The organism is Kitasatospora sp. NPDC085879 (genome assembly GCF_040686255.1).
Lineage (GTDB): Bacteria > Actinomycetota > Actinomycetes > Streptomycetales > Streptomycetaceae > Kitasatospora.
Map to the genome: position 1 here is coordinate 104,951 of NZ_JBFBJZ010000014.1, position 18,271 is coordinate 123,221.

At 74.8% G+C, this 18,271-nt stretch carries 16 protein-coding genes and 1 pseudogene; 8 read left to right on the forward strand and 9 right to left on the reverse strand.

What is annotated here, in order from left to right; translation table 11 throughout:
* The first annotated feature begins 125 nt into the window (after nucleotides 1-125).
* The 4 genes from pheS to AB0P35_RS13805 all read left to right on the forward strand — a co-directional run bounded on the left by pheS (nucleotide 126) and on the right by AB0P35_RS13805 (nucleotide 5,762).
* Nucleotides 126-1,247 carry a phenylalanine--tRNA ligase subunit alpha gene (pheS, locus tag AB0P35_RS13790; RefSeq protein ID WP_095872011.1) on the forward strand — a complete coding sequence of 374 codons (1,122 nt, stop codon included), beginning with the start codon at nucleotides 126-128 and terminating at the stop codon, nucleotides 1,245-1,247.
* The gene (pheT, locus tag AB0P35_RS13795) at nucleotides 1,247-3,760 is read left to right on the forward strand and encodes a phenylalanine--tRNA ligase subunit beta (RefSeq protein WP_363510233.1); all 2,514 of its coding nucleotides are present in this window, start codon (nucleotides 1,247-1,249) and stop codon (nucleotides 3,758-3,760) included. Before pheS ends, pheT begins: the two co-directional genes overlap by 1 nt.
* Before the next feature lie 286 nt (nucleotides 3,761-4,046).
* The gene (locus AB0P35_RS13800) at nucleotides 4,047-4,934 is read left to right on the forward strand and encodes a chitosanase (RefSeq protein ID WP_363510235.1); all 888 of its coding nucleotides are present in this window, start codon (nucleotides 4,047-4,049) and stop codon (nucleotides 4,932-4,934) included.
* A 93-nt stretch (nucleotides 4,935-5,027) separates the two neighbouring features.
* Complete coding sequence (locus AB0P35_RS13805; RefSeq protein WP_363510237.1) at nucleotides 5,028-5,762, forward strand: hypothetical protein; 735 nt, start codon at nucleotides 5,028-5,030, stop codon at nucleotides 5,760-5,762.
* Nucleotides 5,763-6,201: 439 nt separating this feature from the next.
* Here the strand turns inward: AB0P35_RS13805 and AB0P35_RS13810 are convergent, their stop codons facing one another.
* From AB0P35_RS13810 to AB0P35_RS13820, 3 genes are all read right to left on the reverse strand, one after another.
* Nucleotides 6,202-6,663, reverse strand: a complete 462-nt coding sequence (locus AB0P35_RS13810) for a hypothetical protein (RefSeq protein WP_144298581.1) — start codon at nucleotides 6,661-6,663, stop codon at nucleotides 6,202-6,204.
* Between the two features lie 101 nt (nucleotides 6,664-6,764).
* Nucleotides 6,765-7,001, reverse strand: a complete 237-nt coding sequence (locus AB0P35_RS13815; RefSeq protein WP_363510239.1) for a hypothetical protein — start codon at nucleotides 6,999-7,001, stop codon at nucleotides 6,765-6,767.
* Between the two features lie 108 nt (nucleotides 7,002-7,109).
* The gene (locus AB0P35_RS13820; protein ID WP_095872006.1) at nucleotides 7,110-7,979 is read right to left on the reverse strand and encodes a 3-hydroxybutyryl-CoA dehydrogenase; all 870 of its coding nucleotides are present in this window, start codon (nucleotides 7,977-7,979) and stop codon (nucleotides 7,110-7,112) included.
* A gap of 234 nt (nucleotides 7,980-8,213) precedes the next feature.
* On the opposite strand from AB0P35_RS13820, the gene AB0P35_RS13825 reads away from it, so the two are divergent.
* Entirely contained in the window at nucleotides 8,214-9,032 is an 819-nt protein-coding gene (locus AB0P35_RS13825; protein WP_363510241.1) for an SDR family oxidoreductase, read from the forward strand.
* 36 nt (nucleotides 9,033-9,068) lie between these two features.
* Here the strand turns inward: AB0P35_RS13825 and AB0P35_RS13830 are convergent, their stop codons facing one another.
* From AB0P35_RS13830 to AB0P35_RS13850, 5 genes are all read right to left on the reverse strand, one after another.
* A complete protein-coding gene (locus AB0P35_RS13830) occupies nucleotides 9,069-10,064 on the reverse strand; it encodes a 2-dehydropantoate 2-reductase N-terminal domain-containing protein (RefSeq protein ID WP_363510243.1) in 996 nt (331 codons plus the stop codon).
* An 83-nt stretch (nucleotides 10,065-10,147) separates the two neighbouring features.
* Complete coding sequence (locus tag AB0P35_RS13835; RefSeq protein WP_363510244.1) at nucleotides 10,148-10,912, reverse strand: alpha/beta hydrolase; 765 nt, start codon at nucleotides 10,910-10,912, stop codon at nucleotides 10,148-10,150.
* Entirely contained in the window at nucleotides 10,905-11,762 is an 858-nt protein-coding gene (locus AB0P35_RS13840; protein WP_363510246.1) for an arylamine N-acetyltransferase, read from the reverse strand. Before AB0P35_RS13840 ends, AB0P35_RS13835 begins: the two co-directional genes overlap by 8 nt.
* 67 nt (nucleotides 11,763-11,829) lie before the next feature.
* Nucleotides 11,830-12,483 carry a GNAT family protein gene (locus AB0P35_RS13845; protein WP_363510248.1) on the reverse strand — a complete coding sequence of 218 codons (654 nt, stop codon included), beginning with the start codon at nucleotides 12,481-12,483 and terminating at the stop codon, nucleotides 11,830-11,832.
* Between the two features lie 57 nt (nucleotides 12,484-12,540).
* Entirely contained in the window at nucleotides 12,541-13,476 is a 936-nt protein-coding gene (locus AB0P35_RS13850) for a DMT family transporter (protein ID WP_363510250.1), read from the reverse strand.
* A 122-nt stretch (nucleotides 13,477-13,598) separates the two neighbouring features.
* Between AB0P35_RS13850 and AB0P35_RS13855 the strand changes: the two genes are divergently transcribed.
* Nucleotides 13,599-14,981, forward strand: a complete 1,383-nt coding sequence (locus tag AB0P35_RS13855) for a PLP-dependent aminotransferase family protein (protein WP_363510252.1) — start codon at nucleotides 13,599-13,601, stop codon at nucleotides 14,979-14,981.
* A 120-nt stretch (nucleotides 14,982-15,101) separates the two neighbouring features.
* On the opposite strand, the pseudogene AB0P35_RS13860 reads toward AB0P35_RS13855, so the two are convergent.
* Nucleotides 15,102-15,617 (reverse strand): annotated as a pseudogene (locus AB0P35_RS13860) (GNAT family protein); the annotation flags it as partial.
* Between the two features lie 115 nt (nucleotides 15,618-15,732).
* On the opposite strand from AB0P35_RS13860, the gene AB0P35_RS13865 reads away from it, so the two are divergent.
* Nucleotides 15,733-17,400 carry a serine/threonine-protein kinase gene (locus AB0P35_RS13865; protein WP_363510254.1) on the forward strand — a complete coding sequence of 556 codons (1,668 nt, stop codon included), beginning with the start codon at nucleotides 15,733-15,735 and terminating at the stop codon, nucleotides 17,398-17,400.
* Entirely contained in the window at nucleotides 17,400-18,269 is an 870-nt protein-coding gene (locus AB0P35_RS13870) for a hypothetical protein (RefSeq protein ID WP_363510256.1), read from the forward strand. Before AB0P35_RS13865 ends, AB0P35_RS13870 begins: the two co-directional genes overlap by 1 nt.
* The last annotated feature ends 2 nt before the right edge of the window (nucleotides 18,270-18,271 follow it).

Here is an 18,271-nt window from a genome sequence, read left to right on the forward strand (position 1 = left end):
GTGCCGCGGACACCCCTCCCGGCACCTTCCGGCACCGGCCAGGGGATGCCCGTGTTCTGGCCACGCCGGGCGTAGCGCAAGGGCGAGCCATCCACTTCACGAGCAGGAGCACGGGAAAGATAGAGATGTCGGCACCCAACAAGTCGTACGACCCGGTAGAGGTCGAGGCCCTCAAGCCCGAGGCGGTGGAGCAGGCCCGGGACGAGGCGGTCGCCGCGTTCGCCGCCGCCGCCGACCTCGACGCGCTGAAGCAGGCCAAGGTCGCCCACACCGGCGACCGCTCGCCGCTCGCGCTCGCCAACCGTGAGATCGGTGCCCTGCCGCCGCACGCCAAGGCGGCGGCCGGCAAGCTGATCGGCCAGGCCCGCGGCGCCGTCAACCAGGCGCTGGCCCGCCGCCAGGCCGAGCTGGAGGCGGACCGCGACGCCCGCGTGCTGGTCGAGGAGGCGGTGGACGTCACGCTGCCGTACGACCGCTCCCCGCGCGGCGCCCGGCACCCGCTGACCACCCTCGCGGAGCGCATCGAGGACACCTTCGTGGCCATGGGCTACGAGGTCGCCTCCGGCCCCGAGGTCGAGGCCGAGTGGCTGAACTTCGACGCCCTCAACCTGCACCCGGACCACCCGGCCCGCTCCATGCAGGACACCTTCTTCGTGCAGGCCCCGGACGGCTCCGCCGACTCCGGCGTGGTGCTGCGCACCCAGACCTCCCCGGTGCAGATCCGCACCATGCTCGACCGCCAGCCGCCGCTGTACGCGGTGAGCCCCGGCCGGGTGTACCGCACCGACGAGCTGGACGCCACGCACACCCCGGTCTTCCGCCAGGTCGAGGGCCTCGCGGTGGACGAGGGCATCACCTTCGCCGACCTCAAGGGCACCATCGAGGTGCTGGTCGAGAAGCTGATCGGCGGCCACCTCGAACTGCGCTGGCGCCCCTCGTACTTCCCGTTCACCGAGCCGAGCGCCGAGGTGGACCTGCAGTGCTTCGTCTGCCGCGGTGAGAGCGTCGGCAACCCGGACCGACCCTGCCGCACCTGCTCCTCCGAGGGCTGGATCGAGCTGGGCGGCTGCGGTGTCGTCAACCCCCGGGTGCTGGTCGCCGCCGGCGTCGACCCCAACCGCTACAGCGGGTTCGCCTTCGGCCTCGGCCTGGAGCGAATCCTGATGAACCGCCACAACGTCGCCGACATGCGCGACATGGTCGAGGGTGACGTCCGCTTCACCCTCCCGTTCGGGATGGAGATCTGATGCGCGTCCCGCTTTCCTGGCTGCGCGAGTACGTCGACCTGCCGACCGGCGAGACCGGTCGCGACGTGGCGGCCCGGCTCGTCCGGGCGGGCCTGGAGGTCGAGACCGTCGAGCAGCTCGGCGCCGACCTCAAGGGTCCGCTGGTGGTCGGCGAGGTGCTCTCCATCGAGGAGCTGTCCGGCTTCAAGAAGCCGATCCGGCACTGCTTCGTGAACGTCGGCGACGCCAACGGCACCGGCGAGCCGCAGGAGATCGTCTGCGGCGCGACCAACTTCGAGGTCGGTGACAAGGTCGTCGTGGTGCTCCCGGGCGCCGTGCTGCCCGGCCCGTTCCCGATCGCCGCCCGGCAGACCTACGGCCACACCTCGGCCGGCATGATCTGCTCCGCCCGCGAGCTCGGCATGGGCGACGACCACAACGGCATCCTGGTGCTGGAGTCGCACCTGGAGCCCGGCACCGACGCGGTCGAGCTGCTGCAGCTCGTCGACGAGGTGCTGGACATCGCCGTCACCCCGGACCGCGGCTACTGCCTGTCCATGCGCGGTGTGGCCCGTGAGGCCGCCGCCGCGTACGGCCTGCCGCTGGCCGACCCGGCGCTGCTCGACGTGCCGCCGGCCAACGCCTTCGGCTACCCGGTGAAGGTCGCCGACCCGGCCGGCTGCGACCGCTTCGTCGCCCGCACCGTCACCGGCGTGGAGCCGGCCGCGAAGTCGCCGATCTGGCTGCAGCGCCGGCTGCAGAAGTCGGGCATCCGCCCGATCTCGCTGACCGTCGACATCACCAACTACGTGATGCTCGAGGTCGGCCAGCCGCTGCACGCCTACGACCGGAACCGCGTGCAGGGCGCGATCCTGGTCCGCCGCGCGGAGGAGGGCGAGACCCTCACCACGCTGGACGGCGTCAAGCGCAAGCTGTCCGCCGAGGACCTGCTGATCTGCGACGACTCCGGCCCGATCGGCCTGGCCGGCGTCATGGGCGGCGCCACCACCGAGATCCTCGACCCGGTGGTCGACCCGGAGACCGGCGAGGTCGTCGGCTCCACCGAGATCGTCGTCGAGGCGGCGCACTTCGACCCGATCAGCGTCGCCCGCACCGCCAAGCGCCACAAGCTGCCCTCCGAGGCGTCCAAGCGCTTCGAGCGCGGCGTCGACCCGGAGGCCGCCCGCGCCGCCGCGCAGCGCGCCGTCGACCTGCTGGTGCTGATCGCCGGCGGCACCGCCGAGGCCGGCGTCACCGACATCGCGGCGCCGCACCCGCTGCGCACCATCGCGATCGGGGCGGACCTCCCGGACCGGGTGGCCGGCACCGAGTACGGCCGCGAGACCGTCACCCGCCGCCTGCAGGAGATCGGCTGCTCGGTGATGGGCGCCGACGTCCTGGAGGTCACCCCGCCGAGCTGGCGCCCGGACCTCACCGACCCGTACGACCTCGCGGAGGAGGTCATCCGCCTGGAGGGCTACGACAACGTGCCCCCCCGGATGCCCAACGTGCCGCCGGGCCGCGGTCTGAGCGAGGCGCAGCGCTTCCACCGCCGGATGGGCACCGCCCTGGCCGGCGCCGGCTACGTCGAGATCAACGCCTACCCGTTCCTCGGCGACGCCGCCTTCGACGGGCTCGGCCTGGAGAAGGACGACGAGCGCCGCCGCACCGTCAAGCTGGTCAACCCGCTCAACGACGAGGAGCCGGCGCTGCGCACCACGCTGCTGCCGGGCCTGCTCGGCGCGCTGCGCCGCAACGTCGGCCGCGGCAACACCGACCTGGCGCTGTTCGAGACCGGCACGGTCTTCCTGCCGAAGGCCGAGCTGAAGGTCGCGCCGCGGCTGTCGGTGGAGCACCGGCCGAGCGAGCAGCAGCTCGCCGAGCTGGACGCCGCGCTGCCGGACCAGCCGCGCCGGGTCGCGGTCGCGCTGGCGGGCGAGCACTGGCCGTCCGGCTGGTGGGGCAAGGGCGTGCCGTCCGGCTGGGCGGACGCCGTCGAGGCGGCCCGCACGGTCGCCCGGGCGGCCAACCTGGAGCTGACCGTCCGGCAGGCGCAGCGCGCGCCCTGGCACCCCGGCCGCTGCGCCGAGCTGCTGGTGGACGGCCGGGTGGTCGGTCACGCGGGCGAGCTGCACCCGCGCGTCGTCAAGGCGATGCACCTGCCGGAGCGCACCAGCGCGATGGAGCTCGACCTGGACCTGCTGCTCGCCGACGGCGTGCGGAAGGTGAACGGCCCGGCGGTGTCGGCGTACCCGGTGGCCACCCAGGACGTGGCGCTGATCGTGGGTGCCGATGTGCCGGCCGCCGAGGTGGAGGCCGCGCTGCGCGAGGGCGCCGGCGAGCTGCTGGAGTCGATCCGGCTGTTCGACGTCTTCACCGGCGAGCAGGCCGGTGAGGGCAAGAAGTCGCTGGCGTACAGCCTGCACTTCCGGGCCGTCGACCGCACGCTGACCGCGGACGAGGCCTCGGCCGCCCGCGAGTCGGCGGTGGCGGCCGCGGCGGCGCGCACGGGCGCGGTGCTGCGCGGCGCCTGACGCCTTTCGGCCCGACGGGCCCCGCCCCGGACCTGGTGTCCGGGGCGGGGCCCGTCGGCGTTTCCGGCTGCGGGTTCGGCGGCTTCGCCGCCATGATCGCCAGCAGGCTTGTGCGGGGGGTGAGTTGGCGAACGTTAGGTGGGGCTTAAGGCGGTGTGCAGGTTGGTCCGACCCTCTTGCGGGTTCAATGCCATGGCCGCTTCAATCGCTGTTAGGAAAGTTTCCTAACTGGAGCGCCCCGGGCATTCCCATGCCTGCGCGCGAGTTCGAGCCGACGGAGCGTCACATGCCTGCACAGCACCGCACCGCCCGTACCGCCCGCACCAACCCCGGCACCCACCGGGCCGGCCGCCGGGTCGGCCGCACCGCCCTCGCGGTCCTGCTCGCCGCCGTCCCGCTGACCGTCGCCACCGCGACGCTCGGCGCGAGCGGCGCCGGCGCGTCCGTGGTCACCGCCGCCTCGGTCGGCCTGGACGACGCCCACAAGAAGGACATCGCCATGCAGATCGTCTCCAGCGCGGAGAACTCCTCGCTGGACTGGAAGGCCCAGTACAAGTACATCGAGGACATCGGCGACGGCCGCGGCTACACCGCCGGCATCATCGGCTTCTGTTCCGGCACCGGCGACATGCTGGACCTCGTCGAGCACTACACCGACCTCAAGCCCGGCAACGTCCTCGCCAAGTACCTGCCGGCGCTGCGCAAGGTGAACGGCACCGACTCGCACTCCGGTCTCGGTACCGCCTTCACCAAGGACTGGGCCACCGCCGCCAAGGACGGCGTCTTCCAGCAGGCGCAGAACGACGAGCGGGACCGGGTCTACTTCAACCCCGCCGTCCAGCAGGCCAAGGCCGACGGTCTGCGCGCGCTCGGCCAGTTCGTCTACTACGACGCCATCGTGATGCACGGCCCCGGCAGCAGCTCCGACAGCTTCGGCGGCATCCGCAAGGCGGCCATGAAGAAGGCCAAGACCCCCGCCCAGGGCGGCGACGAGGCCACCTACCTGAACGCCTTCATGGACGCCCGCAAGGTGATCATGAAGCAGGAGGAGGCGCATGCCGACACCAGCCGGGTCGACACCGCACAGAAGGTCTGGGTCAAGGACCGCAACTTCGACCTGAACACCCCGCTGAAGTGGAAGGTCTACGGCGACAGCTACCAGATCAACGGCTGACCCTCGCCGGCCCGGGGGCGGGCCCCGACCGCGCCCCCGGCCCGCCGGTAAATCGCACGACAGAGCGGACGGGACGCTGCTAGCGTCCCGTCCGTGGCGAAACTCAACCAGATCATCGCAGTCGAAAAGGGCGTCAAGTCCAAGTCGTTCCAGGAGCTGACGGCGGCCCACCACGGCCTGCAGAAGCCCGCCCTGCTCGCCGGGATCTCCCGCACGTACCAGCCCAAGGACGAGGAGGGCGAGCAGCTCCCGCCGGAGTCCACCCGCGTGCAGGTGCGCGCCGAGGACATCCTGCGCGACACCGCCGCCTCGCTCACCCGGCTGTTCGACGTGACCGCCACCAAGGACTGGGCCAACTGCGAGGCCCGCGCGGACGTCGTGGTCGACGGCCGGCCGCTGCTGAAGGACGTGCCCGTCACCCACCTGCTCTTCCTGGAGAAGCAGCTCACCGACCTCTACACCTTCGTCCGCAAGCTGCCGGTGCTGGACGCCTCCGAGTCCTGGAGCCCGGACGCCTCCACCGACGCCTGGAAGACCGAGGCGGTGCGCACCATCCGGACGAAGAAGGTGCCCCGCAACCACGTGAAGGCGGAGGCCACCGAGAAGCACCCGGCCCAGGTCGAGGTCTACTACGAGGACATCCCGGTCGGGTACTGGACGACCGTCAAGTTCTCCGGCGCCCTGCCCGCCCGGCGGGTCAACGAGCTCGTCCAGCGGGTCGAGAAGCTGCAGCAGGCCGTGCAGTTCGCCCGCGAGGAGGCCAACGCCGCCGAGATCGCGGACCGGCGCACCGGCGACGCCGTCTTCGGCTACCTGTTCGGCCAGTAGCGGCCGGACCCATGAGCGCCCCTCTTTGAGCGGAGGGGCTGTGCGGGCCGGCGCAACAGCCGGTCCGTGCGGAAGCTGACACTGAAGGTGAAGCTGACGACGGGGTGACAGTGGAGGTTCGAATCCTCCCCCCGGCACCACCGTGCCGGGGTGGCCCAAGGGCAGAGGCAGCCCCCTGAAACTCAGACTCTCGCTCAAGTCTCAGCATTCGCCGCCGAGCACCGGATCGAACGGATGCGGACGGAAAGCCCCGGATGCGGGTTCAAGTCCCGCCTGTGCCTCTCCCCGTGGCACGGTAGTTCAAAGGCAGAACACGAGGCTCTGAGAATGATCCGCAGCCTTAAACGTGCCGGTGCGAGCAACTGGGTGGCACACCAGGGGCCCGGGAGATGGATACCGCTCCCGGGCCCCGTCACGTCCGCCGCCGCGCGCTACGGCGTCACGGGCAGAGCGCCGCCTTGACGATCACCGCGATCATCTGGCTCTGCTGCTCGTTCACCGTGGCGCCGGTCGCCGCGAAGTAGGTGATGGTGTTCTTCGCGACCGTCGCGTCGTCCTTGCCGGCCTTGATGTCCGCGCAGGTCTGCTGCGCGGCCGCGACGGTCTTCTGGTTGTCCGCCGCCAGCTTCGGGTCGATCTGCTTCAGGCCGGCCACCATGGCCAGCTCCTTGGCGAGCTCCGTCGGGTTCGGCGTGCCGGCCGCCTTGGTGGGCGCGGTCGTGGCGGCGGTGGACGCCGCAGGGGCCGAGCTGCCCGCCGCGGTCGGGGCGCCGGACGCCGGGGCCGCCGCGGTCGCGGAGGTCTTCGCCGGCTCGGCGGTGGTGCTGCCGCTGCTGCTGCACGCGGCGAGGGACAGGGCGGCAGCGGCGGTGAGGGTGGTGACGATCATTCGAGTTCGCATGACATCACCGTGTCAGAGCGATCACCGCAAGCCGAGGCCTGTGACCATGCTGTGACGGCGCTGTGCCATGGAAGTGGCGCACTCCCGCCGGTCGGCGGGGGTCAGCCGGCGGGGCGCGGCGGCGCGGCCTCGTACTCGCCCAGACCCACCCGGACGAGCTCCCCGGAACGGCACAGCTCCAGCAGGTCGCGGCGGATGATGTGCGGCTCCGGCGAGGTGTCGTACAGCGCCTCGGCCCGCCGCCAGTCCCAGCGGCCACCCTCCTCCCGGATGACGGCCAGCAGGTGCCGGCGGCGGGCGGTGACGAGGACCTCGCGCGCGACGCTGATCCCGTTCAACTGGACTACCCCTGTGGTGAGCTGCTCGTCGGGTGGGGAGGTGCTGGGAGCGCGGCGCCCGCCCGGGAGGGCCGTCCCCGGGCCGGGGGCGCCGCAACCGCCTCTGCGTCAGGCCGAGACGGTGTAGTCGTAGAAGCCGCGGCCGGACTTGCGGCCCAGCAGGCCCGCGTCGACCATCCGGGACAGCAGCGGCGGCGCCGCGTACAGCGGCTCCTTGTACTCGTCGTACATGGAGTCGGCGATCGACACGATGGTGTCCAGGCCGATCAGGTCGCACAGCCGCAGCGGACCCATCGGGTGGGCGCAGCCGGCCTCCATGCCCTTGTCGATGTCGGCCGCGGTGGCCACACCCGACTCGAACATCCGCACCGCGGACAGCAGGTACGGCACCAGCAGGGCGTTCACCACGAAACCGGCGCGGTCACGGGCGCGGATCGGCTCCTTGCCGAGCGCCTGCACCGCGAACTCCTCGATCCGGGTGGTGGTCTCCGCGGAGGTGGTCAGCGTCGGGATGACCTCGACCAGCTTCTGCACCGGCGCCGGGTTGAAGAAGTGCAGGCCGATGACCTGCTCGGGGCGGGAGGTCGCGGCGGCCAGCTTCACGATCGGGATGGACGAGGTGTTCGAGGCCAGGATCGCGTCCCGGCGCTCCACCACCCGGTCCAGCGTCTCGAAGATCTGCACCTTGATGTCCTCGCGCTCGGCGACCGCCTCGACCACCAGGTCGCGGTCGGCGAAGTCGGCGAGGTCGACGGTGAACGAGAGCCGGGCCAGCGCCTCGTCCCGCAACTCCTCGCTCAGCTTGCCGCGCCGGACGGCCGTGTCCAGCGAGTTGGTCAGCCGGGTGCGGCCGAGCTCCAGGGCCTCGCCGGTCGCCTCGGAGACCAGGACGTCCAGACCGGAGCGGGCGAAGACCTCGGCGATGCCCGACCCCATGAGGCCGCAGCCGATCACTCCGACGCGCGCGATGTCACTCACTCAGTTGCCCTTCACGGTGGTGCCGGGGGTTGCCCGGCGCGGTGCTGTTCAGCGGGCCGGCGCCGGAGCTCGGTGGGCCCCGCGCGCGTGTCCTGGTCGACCGTACTACTCCCCGGCGCCGGACGGTGGCGCTGGGCCGTTCGGATGACCCCGGCCCCCGGCCCGGCCGGGCGGCGGCGCCCGGCGCCCGGGCCGGACCAGAATGCGGTGCAGCCGAGGAGGAGGGAGCACGGGATGGGGACGGGATCACTGGCCGGCCAGGTCGGCCTGGTCACGGGGGCGGGCCGCGGACTCGGCCGCGAGATCGCGATCGGACTCGCCGCCGAGGGCATGATGGTCGGCCTGGTCGGACGCACCCACGCCACCCTCACCGAGACGCTGCGCGAGTGCGTCCGGCACGGCTCCCGCGGGGTCGCCGTCAGCGCCGACGTGACCCGCCCTGGCAACGTCCGGGAGGCGGTGCGCACGGTACAGCGCGACCTCGGCCCGATCGACCTGCTGGTCAACAACGCGGGCGAGATCGACCACGTCGAGGTGCCGCTCTGGGAGGCCGACTTCAACCAGTGGTGGCGCGTCGTGGAGACCAACCTGCGCGGCCCGTTCAACCTGCTGCGCAGCGTCCTCCCCGGCATGGTCGAGCGCGGCGGCGGCCGGGTGATCAACCTGAACTCCGGCTTCGCCCTCCGCCCCGACGGCCGCTACACCGCCTACGCCACGTCCAAGGCCGCCCTGCTCAAGCTCTCCGACAACATCGCCGACTCGCTCGCCGAGCACCACGTGGTCGTCCTCGACATCAGCCCCGGCGCGGTGCAGACCGACATGACGGCCGCCATGCCGATGTTCGCCGACAAGAAGGACTGGGGCTCGATCCCGTACATGGTGGCCGTCACCGTGGACGCCGCCCGGGGCCGCTTCGACGCCCTGCACGGCAGGTTCGTGCACGCCGGCCGGGACGACCTGGAGACCATCTGCGCCCGCGCCGGGGAGATCCGCGAGGCCGACGCCCGGACGCTCCGGCTGCGCCCGTACGGGCCGGACGACCCCGTCGTCTGAGCCGGCGCCCGCGCGGCCCGGTCAGGCCTCCACCGGTCAGCCCTCCAGCAGCGACGCCAGCTCCGCCTCCGGCAGGCTGCCCGGGGCCCGGCCGTCCCGCGCGAACGCGTTGGCCAGCCGCTGCAGCGCCGCGTTCAGCGGGGTCGGCACACCGTGCTGCCGGCCGAGCAGCACGATCTCCCCGTTCAGGTAGTCCGCCTCGATGTCCCCGGCGCCCCGGGCCAGGCTCTGCCAGGACGAGCCGCCGCCCCGCGTCTGCCCGTCGATCGGCACCAGGGTCACCAGGTCGCGGCCGGCCGCCCGCTGCTCCTCGGAGTCGGCGAAACCGATCCCGGCGGCCGTCAGCACCGCCTCGCCCTCGGCGACCGTCCGGCGGGCCAGCGCCAGCCGCAGCTCGCCGTCGACCGGCCCGCCGACGGCCTCCAGGGCGTTGTTCAGATTGCCGAGCAGCTTGGCGTACTTCCAGCGCATCACGTCCGCGGAGACCGGGGCGCCGAAGTGCGAGGCGGCCAGGTCCGCGGCGATCCGCTCGGCGGTGGCGTCGCTGCCGGACGGGAACCGGCCCACGTGCAGCACGCCGCTCAGCGGGCTGCCCTGCGCGACCACCCGGCCGGGCTCCAGGTGGCTGGAGGGCAGCCAGACGCACACCCCGTACACGTGCCGGAAGCGGCGCAGCGCGAGCCGCTCGTTCTCGACGCCGTTCTGCGCGCAGAGCAACGGCAGCACCTCGCCCGCGGTGCCGCCGCCGGCCACCAGGCGGGCCGCCCAGGCGTCCAGCAGTGCGAGCGAGTGCTGGGTCTTCACGGCCAGCACCAGGACGTCCCCGGGCCGCAGGTCGAGCTCCTCCGGGCCGCCGACGGCCGGGACGGGCAGGGTGCGGCCGCCCTCCGGGGTGGTCAGCCGCAGGCCCTCCTTGCGCAGCGCGGTCAGGTGGGCGCCGCGGGCGACCAGCACCACCTCGTGCCCGCTCTCGTGCAGCCGGCCGCCGATCGTCCCGCCGACCGAGCCGGCGCCGATGATGATGTATCGCATGCCTCCGACCCTGGCACGCCCGGCCCCGGCGGCGCCAGGGGCGGCCCGCGGCCGACGCCCCGTCAGCCCGCCCGGCCGCGCCGTCAGGTCGCCGCGGCGACCGCCCGGGCGAAGCCGTCCGGATTGTCGAGCATGATGGTGTGCCCGCAGTCCGGGACGGCCACCAGGCGCACCCCGGCCGCCGACAGCCGACCGGCGCCGAACGGCTCGCCGTCCGCCGCCGGGTACAGGAACGTCCGCGGCTGCGCCAGGCCGATCAGCAGCTCCCGCATCGTGGGCTCGGTGCCGCGCAGCAGGTGGACGGCGCTGCGGTGCAGGGCGACCCGGCCGGCCAGCCGCATCGTCGACCACCAGCTCTCGCCGACCGCGTCGCGGACCTGCCGCCAGGCCCCCGCCAGGAACTCCTCCTCGGTGAAGGAGGCGATGCCGCTGTTGCCGCCGCCGGGCGGCCCGGGCGCCGGCACCGGGTCGAGATTGGCGTCCACCAGCACCAGCCGGCCCACCAGCTCCGGGTGCCGGGCGGCCAGCACGATCGCCACCGCGCCGCCCATCGAGTGCGCGACCAGGTCGGCGCCGGCCACCCCGGCCGCCCGTAGCGCGGTGGCCAGCGTGTCGGCGTGCTCCTCCAGCGTGTACCCGAAGTCCTCCGGCCGGTCGCTGAGGCCGAAGCCCAGCAGGTCGACCAGGAGCGTGCGGCGCCCGGCGAGCAGCGGGTGCAGGGCCGCCTCGGTGAACACCGCGGGGGAGGAGGCACCCAGGCCGTGCACACAGACCCGGGCCGGGCCGGTGCCCGGCAGCTCGACCCAGCGGATCCGGTCGCCGGCCGGGGTGACGGGTGCGCTACGCACGGGCCGCCTCCGCCGCCTTCCAGGCCAGGTGGACACCGTGCACCCGCTGCCAGAGCGCGGCGCGCCCGGCGGGCGGGACATCGGCGAGGTCCAGCCCGAAGCGGCCGGTGAGCAGCCCGAACCACTCCTGCTCGCCGGTGACCTCGCGGACCTCCCGGCCCTCGGCGCCGGCCCGCACCAGCACGCAGCCGCGCAGCGCCTCGAAGCCCTCCGCGTCCCGCCGGAACACGCAGAGGAACTGCACGAAGGCGGAGTCCGGCGAGGTGGAGAGCCGGGTGTGCTCGGCGGCGAAGTCGGCCGGCCGGGCCGGCTCCGGCGCGAAGTCCATGCCGGTGAAGGAGCCCGCAGGGTCGTGCTCCAGCCGCCAGCCGCCCGGCACCGCGGCGGACGGCGCCAGCCCGAAGCGCAGCGCACCCTGCCGGTACTCGCCGGCCCGCAGCGGCAGCGGCTCGTACAGGCCGTCGCCGAGGCCGACGTCCACCAGCCACGGCCCGTCCTCCGTGCGGACGGTGAGCGCCATGTGGCTGCCGGTCGCGCCGACCGGCGCCGGGTCGACCGTCCGCTGGACGCCGCCCACGTGCCGGGTGACGTCGAAGCCCAGCGCCCCCAGCAGCGCCGAGAACGCACCGTTGAGGTGCAGGCAGTAGCCGCCGCGGCCGCGCACGATCCGCTCCGCGGACTCGACCGGGTCGACCGTCGTCGGCCGGCCCAGCTGGATCTCCAGGTCCTCGTACGGCACCCGCTCCACATGGGCGCGGTGCAGGGCCGCGAGTGCGGCGGAGGTCGGCGCGGCGGGGCGCGGCAGGCCGAGCCGGTGCAGATACCGGTCGACGAGATCGGGGCTCAACATGGCAGGCAGACTATCCCGGTGATCGTTCGTCAGTTCGACCACTGCCCGTTTCCGCGTCCGTCGGCCCTCAGCGCTCCGGGGCCAGCCCGAAGTCCGCGAGGCAGGGCTCCAGCCCGGTGACACCGACCTCCGGGCGGTCCGATCCCTCCCAGTCCGCGCGGCTCAGCCGGAGCCGCTGCGACACCCGGACCCGGCCCTGCACGCTGTCCCGCTGGACACCGTCCGGCCGGTAGCCGAGCCGGGCCGAGACCGCCAGCGAGGCCGGGTTGTCGGTGAACGCGGCCGAGGTCGCCTCCTGCGCCCCCAGGCCGGCGAAGGCCAGGTGCAGCACCGCCGACCGCATCTCCCGGCCGATCCCGCGGCCCTGGTGGGCGAAGCCCAGCCAGGAGCCCGTGTGCACCTCGCGGGTGACGGCGAAGTTCTGGGCCGCGACCGCCTGCACGCCCACCGGCCGGCCCTCGGCGAACACCACCAGCGTCAGTGCCCAGTCGTCCGGCGCCCAGGTGCCCTGGCGGCGCCAGTGCTGCTGCACCACGGCCCGGGCGCGCTGCGCGGGCGACACGTCCGTCCAGGCGGACAGGAACGGCATGTCGTCCGGCGCGTGGACGCCCGCGGCGGCGACATCGCCCAGCTCGGCCAGCTCCTCGTCGGACGGCAGCCGCAGTTCCAGGCGGTCGGTGCGCAGCCGCAGCCCCAGCAGCGGCCAGTGGTCGGTCAGCATCCGGGCATTCTGACGCCCCGGCGGGCCGTCCGCACCCGGTTTCCGCGCGTGCGGACGTCAGGACACCGGCTGCCGGTCCGCCGGCTGCGGCCGTCCCACGGCCGGCCCGGGCCGGCCGGCGGGGGAGGCGGCACCGGCCCGCAGACCGAGGCAGACCCCGGCGCCGACCAGCACCGCGCCGAGCAGTTCACCCGTCCGTGGTACCCCCTCGCCCAGCACCGCCCCGGAGAGTGCGGCGGTGACCGGCACCAGCCCCGCGAACAGCCCGGCCCGCTCCGGCCCGAGCAGCTCCAGCGCCCGGTACCAGAGCAGGAAGGCCACACAGGTCATCAGCACCGCCAGGTACAGCAGCGCGGCCAGCTCCGACCCGCTCGGCCACCGCAGCGCCGCCCGCCCGTCCACGAGCGCCGTCGCGGCGAACATCGGCACCGCCAGCACCGTCACCCAGGCCGACACCCCGACCGGCCCGAGCCGCGGCAGCAGCGGCACCGCCAGCAGCGAGAACCCGACCTCGCAGCCGAGCGTCCCCACCGCGAGGACGGTGCCGACCGCGTCCCCCGCGCCGAACCCCTGTGCCACCGCCGCCCCGGCCGCCACCACCGCCGCCGCGGCCACCGTCCGCCGGGACGGCCGCCGCCCGGCGAGCACCGGCCCGAGCACCGCCATCAGCAGCGGCGCCGCACCCACCACACTGCCCACCGCGGCCGGCCCCGAGTGCCGCAGCGCCTGCACCAGCAGCACGTTGAAGCCGACCAGGCCGATCGCCGAGAGCAGCACGAGCCGCCCCCACTCCCGGGCCGTCGGCCGGAGCGCACCGGGCGCCGCCCGGACGGCGACCGGCAGCAGCAGGACCGCCGCGAGCAGATAGCGCAGCGCCTGCCCGCCCGCCAGCGGGTAGCCGGCGAACGCCGCGCTCACCCCGGTCGAACAGCCGAGCATGGTCATCGCGGCCGCACCGCGCAGGCCGCCGGAGGCGGTGGGGGAGAGGGACATGCCCGCCACGCTAGGCGGCCCGTGGTCCACCACCCAGGTCCACTTCGGCAGCCCTGCAGTGGACCAATCCGCCGCACCCGGACCGCCGGGCCGCTGTACGCTCCCGCCATGGAGGTGGCCCGGTGACCGAACTGCTGCTCCCGTTCGACCCCACCAGGGACGGCGGCCTCACCGCCCGGCTCACCACCGCCCTGCGCGACGCCGTCCGGCAGGGCCGCCCTCCCGCCGGCGGACGGCTGCCCGCCACCCGCACGCTCGCCCGCGACCTCGGCCTCTCGCGCGGCACCGTGGTCGAGGCCTACGCCCAACTCGTCGCCGAGGGCTACCTGGTGAGCACGCCCGGGGCCGGCACCCGGGTCGCCGACGGCATCACGCCGCGCCCGCCCGCGCCGCCACCGGCGACGACGGCGCCGGCCGTCCGCTACGACCTCAAACCCGGCACCCCCGACCTCGCGCTCTTCCCGCGGGCCGCCTGGCAGACCGCGCTGCGCCGCGCCCTCGCCGCCACCGAGCACAGCGCCCTCGGCTACGGCGACCCGGCCGGACACCCCGCCCTGCGCGCCGAACTCGCCGCCTACCTCGGCCGGGTCCGCGCCGCCGCGGCCGACCCCGGCCGGCTCACCGTGGTCGGCGGCGTCGCCCAGGGACTGGCCCTGGTGGTCCGCCGACTCGTCCGGCACGGCCACCGCACCATCGCCGTCGAGGACCCGGGCTCGCCCGGCACCTTCGGCCTGCTGCGCGCCCACGGCATCGAACCGGTCGGCGTCCCCGTCGACCAGCACGGCCTCGACGTCGACGCGCTCGCCGCCACCGGCGCCCGCGCCGTCCTCGTCACCCCCGCCCACCAGTACCCGACCGGCGTGGTGCTCGCCCCCGAACGCCGTGCCGCACTGATCGGCTGGGCCCGCCGCACCGGCGCCCTCGTGATCGAGGACGACTACGACGCCGAGTTCCGCTACGACCGCGAACCCGTCGGCTGCCTCCAGGGCCTCGCCCCGGACCTCGTCGTCCACCTCGGCTCGCTCAGCAAGTCACTGGCGCCCGGACTCCGGCTCGGCTGGGCCGTCCTGCCGGAGCCGATGGTCGAGGAGTTCCGCACCGACAAGCAGTACACCGACCTCGGCTGCTCCACCCTCGACCAACTCGCCTTCGCCCGCCTGCTCGCCGACGGCGGCCACGACCGGCACCTGCGCGCCGTCCGCGCCCGCTACCGGGCCCGCCGCGACGCCCTCACCGCCGCACTCGCCCGCCACCTGCCCGCGGCCGCCGTCCGCGGCGTCGCCGCCGGCCTCCACCTCCACCTCGACCTGCCGCCCGGCTGCACCGAACCGGCCGTGGTCGAGGCCGCCGCCGCCCGCGGCGTCCGCGTCGACCCCGTCGCCCCCACCCGCCTCGCACTCCCCGGCCCGCCGGCCCTGGTGCTCGGCTACGCCGGCCTGACGGAACGGCAGTTGGCCCACGCCGCCGACCTCCTCGCCGAGGCCGTCACCGAAGCCACCGGCTGAGCCGCAACCCACCCGGGTACGGACGGCCCCTCACCCGCGCGAGCGCCGCCGCAGCCTGATCCTGCGCAGTGCCGCCCGCGCCGCGCTGCGCCGCCGCCCCGAGGCGGGCGCGTCGGCGGCAGTGAGCTCGTCCGCCAGCAGGTCCATCAGCAGGCCGTCGTGCCAGGTGCCGTCCGGGCCGCGCTCGTACTGCCGCATCACCCCGACCGGGCGGAAGCCGACCTTGCGGTAGCAGGCGATGGCGGGGGTGTTGTCGGCGGCCGGGTCGATGACCAGCCGGTGGTGGCCGAGTTCGGTGACCAGGTAGCGGGCGAGGGTGCGGACGGCGTCCGTCCCGAGGCCGCGGCCGTGCACCGACGGGTCGAGGTAGACGTCGATGCCCGCGTGCCGGTAGTCCGGCTCGTCCTCCTCGTGCCACTGGATCGCACCGACCACCCGCCCCCGGTACTCCACCGCCAGGGTCGGCGTCTGCTCGTCGGCGAGGTCCGACCGCACCTCGGCGGTCATGTCGGGCCCGCCGCGCCAGCGGGCCCGCACCTCCGGCGTGGCGCGGATCCCCGCCAGGGCGGGCACGTCGGCGGGCAACGCCGGCCGCAGGAGGACGACGGCGCCGAGCAGGGTCGGCCTGGTCTGCATGCAGGCACGGTACCGGCCCGGGCGGCAGGTGACGCCCCGTCGGCCGATCCGGCACCACTTGTCCGGACCGGCCACCACGCACCGCCGCCCGACGGCATACTGTCGCCCGGCCCGCGTGCGGCCGATCCACAGCCAGGGCGAGGACGACACAGCGGGGGGCCGCCGGGTCATGCAGGAGTTCCCCGGGGGCGAACCCCGCCGGATCGGCCGGTACGAGGTGCTGCGCCCGCTCGGCGCCGGCGGCATGGGCGAGGTCTTCCTCGCGAGGTCGCCCGGCGGCCGCCAGGTGGCCCTGAAGATCGTCCACCCGGATCTGCGGGACGACCCGGAGGCTCTGCCCCGCTTCCGCCGCGAGGTCGCGGTCGTCCGCGGGATGCGCAGCGCCTTCTCGGCCGCCCTGGTCGATGCCGGGACCGAGCACGCGCCCTACTGGCTCGCCACCGAGTACCTGGCCGGCCCCACCCTGGCCGCCGCCGTCGCCTCCTACGGGCGTCCGCTTCCGGCCGCGACCTGCCGGCGGCTGCTCGCCGCGCTCGCCGAGGCGGTGGCCGACGTGCACCGCCAAGGGGTGCTGCACCGCGATCTGAAGCCCTCCAACGTCATCCTGGCCGCCGACGGACCACGCCTGATCGACTTCGGCATCGCCCGCAGCCCGGCCCACACCGCGACGGGCGACCCGCAGCAGATCGCGGGCACCCTCGGCTACCTCGCGCCCGAGGTGCTCTCCGGCCGCGAGCGCGGCGGCCCGCCCGCCGACGTCTTCGCGCTCGCCGGCACGGCCGCGTTCGCCGCGACCCGCCGCCCCCCGTTCGCCGGGCACGGCGCACCCGCGCTGATCTACCAGGCCGTCGCCGGCGACCTCGACCTCGACGGCGTGGAACCGGCGTTCGCCGCCCTGCTGCGCCGCTGCGCCGCCCACGGGCCGGCCGACCGACCCACCGCGGCCGACATCGTCCGCGAGCTGAACGTCGACGGCTCCCTCGTCGACGACCCGGTCTACCGCGAGCTGACCGGTGCCACCGACGGGACGGGGGCCGATGCGCCCCCGACCGTCCGGGCCCGCCCGTCCGGCCTGCTCACAACCGCCGTCGGCGGTACCGCGGCGGTCCTCGGTGCCGCACTCGCCCTGGTCCTCTCGCTGGCCGTCGGTCGGCTGCCGCCCGGCGGGACGGGAAGCCCCGCCGCCGGCACCGCCGCGGCCACCACGGCCGCCACCGCCGTCGCCACGACCTCGTCAGCGCCCTCGCCCGGGCCCTCGGACGCCGCGGCGGGCTCCGCCGCACCGGGCACCACCGCGCCCTCGACCGGTGCCGACGGCCGACCCGGCCCGGTCGGCCCGGCCCGCATCCCGGAGGCCGACCGCGACCTCGCCTACGTCTTCGCGAGCGACGCCTGCAACCACCGCGCCACCGGGGACGGCACCCCGATCGCCGGACCCCACACCGGCGACTGGACCTTCCCGAGGAGACCGGACGAGACGGGCAGGCGACTCTTCGGGTCGCTGCGCACCAGCGAGGACGGCAGGCCGGAGTACACCGTCGTCGAGATCCGGACCCCGGCGCAGTCGGCCGCCCACGAGCACCCGGCCGCCCAGATCAGCAAGGTCCTGCTGGTCGGCAGGCCGGACGGCGGCCAACCACCGGAGAGCTTCGCCGCCTATCCGGAGGACTTCCCCGGCGCGGCCGCCCTCGACCAGAAGGGCGACTGGACGGTGGTCTACTACAGGATCCGTCCGGACGGATCGCTCGTCTCCAGCACCTGCGGCGGATTCAGGATCGGTTGATGACACTCCTCGCACGCCGCCCCGGCGACACCCCGCCGGCCGCGGCCGCCCGTCGGCGGCTGGCCGCCGTCGGCACCGGCAGCGCAGCCGCGGCCTTCGCCCTCACCTGGATCGCCGCACCCGCACTGTGGCCCGCGCCCGGTTCCCCCGCCGGCGGCCGGCCCGCGCCGGCCGACAGCGGCCCCGCCGTACCCGGCTCCGCGTCCCCGGCAGCCGGCGGCGCGGCCTCACCCCCGGCCGGCGCCCTGCTCGCCAACACCGAGGTCGTCGCGCCCGGCTGCGAGGCCAACGACCTGTGGCGGCTGCCGCTCACCCCCGAAGCGGTACGCCGCCTGGACGCCCCCGGCTCCGACCCCGACGCCTGGGCACGGGAACGCCGGGGCGCGATCGCCGGACGGAGCCTCACCGAGGCGGTGGTCCAGAGCACCGCCGACCGCCAGATCGACCTGCGCCGCCTCTCCGTCAAGACGGTCGCCCGGTCCACCGCCCGCACGGGCACCGTGGTCAGCGTCCTGGTCGACCCGCAGTGCGGCGGCGGCCCGCGCGAGGTGGTGCACGTGACCGTCGACATCGACCGCGACCCGCCCGTCGTCAAGGGCAAGCGGGCCGACGACACCCCCGTCAACCTCAACGCCCTCCAACTCTCCGTCGACCCCCGGCGGTCCGTCACCTTCGAGATCACCACCCTCAGCACGACCTGCGACTGCACCTGGACGGCCGAACTCAGCTACGTCGACCAGGGCCGGTCCGAGACCGTCGCCATCGACGACCGGGGCACGCCGTTCCGGATCGTCCCGGGAGACACCGCCCACCTCCGCTACAGCCGCCTGCAGGGCAACCGCTGGCTGGACGCCGAACCGCGGAACTGACC

Excerpts from the sequence above, each read along its gene's own strand:
- pheS (WP_095872011.1), top strand. The coding sequence starts at position 126 with ATGTCGGCACCCAACAAGTCGTACGACCCGGTAGAGGTCGAGGCCCTC.
- pheT (WP_363510233.1), top strand. The coding sequence starts at position 1,247 with ATGCGCGTCCCGCTTTCCTGGCTGCGCGAGTACGTCGACCTGCCGACC.
- AB0P35_RS13800 (WP_363510235.1), top strand. The coding sequence starts at position 4,047 with ATGCCTGCACAGCACCGCACCGCCCGTACCGCCCGCACCAACCCCGGC.
- AB0P35_RS13810 (WP_144298581.1), bottom strand. The coding sequence starts at position 6,663 with ATGCGAACTCGAATGATCGTCACCACCCTCACCGCCGCTGCCGCCCTG.
- AB0P35_RS13825 (WP_363510241.1), top strand. The coding sequence starts at position 8,214 with ATGGGGACGGGATCACTGGCCGGCCAGGTCGGCCTGGTCACGGGGGCG.
- AB0P35_RS13830 (WP_363510243.1), bottom strand. The coding sequence starts at position 10,064 with ATGCGATACATCATCATCGGCGCCGGCTCGGTCGGCGGGACGATCGGC.
- AB0P35_RS13840 (WP_363510246.1), bottom strand. The coding sequence starts at position 11,762 with ATGTTGAGCCCCGATCTCGTCGACCGGTATCTGCACCGGCTCGGCCTG.
- AB0P35_RS13845 (WP_363510248.1), bottom strand. The coding sequence starts at position 12,483 with ATGCTGACCGACCACTGGCCGCTGCTGGGGCTGCGGCTGCGCACCGAC.
- AB0P35_RS13850 (WP_363510250.1), bottom strand. The coding sequence starts at position 13,476 with ATGTCCCTCTCCCCCACCGCCTCCGGCGGCCTGCGCGGTGCGGCCGCG.
- AB0P35_RS13870 (WP_363510256.1), top strand. The coding sequence starts at position 17,400 with ATGACACTCCTCGCACGCCGCCCCGGCGACACCCCGCCGGCCGCGGCC.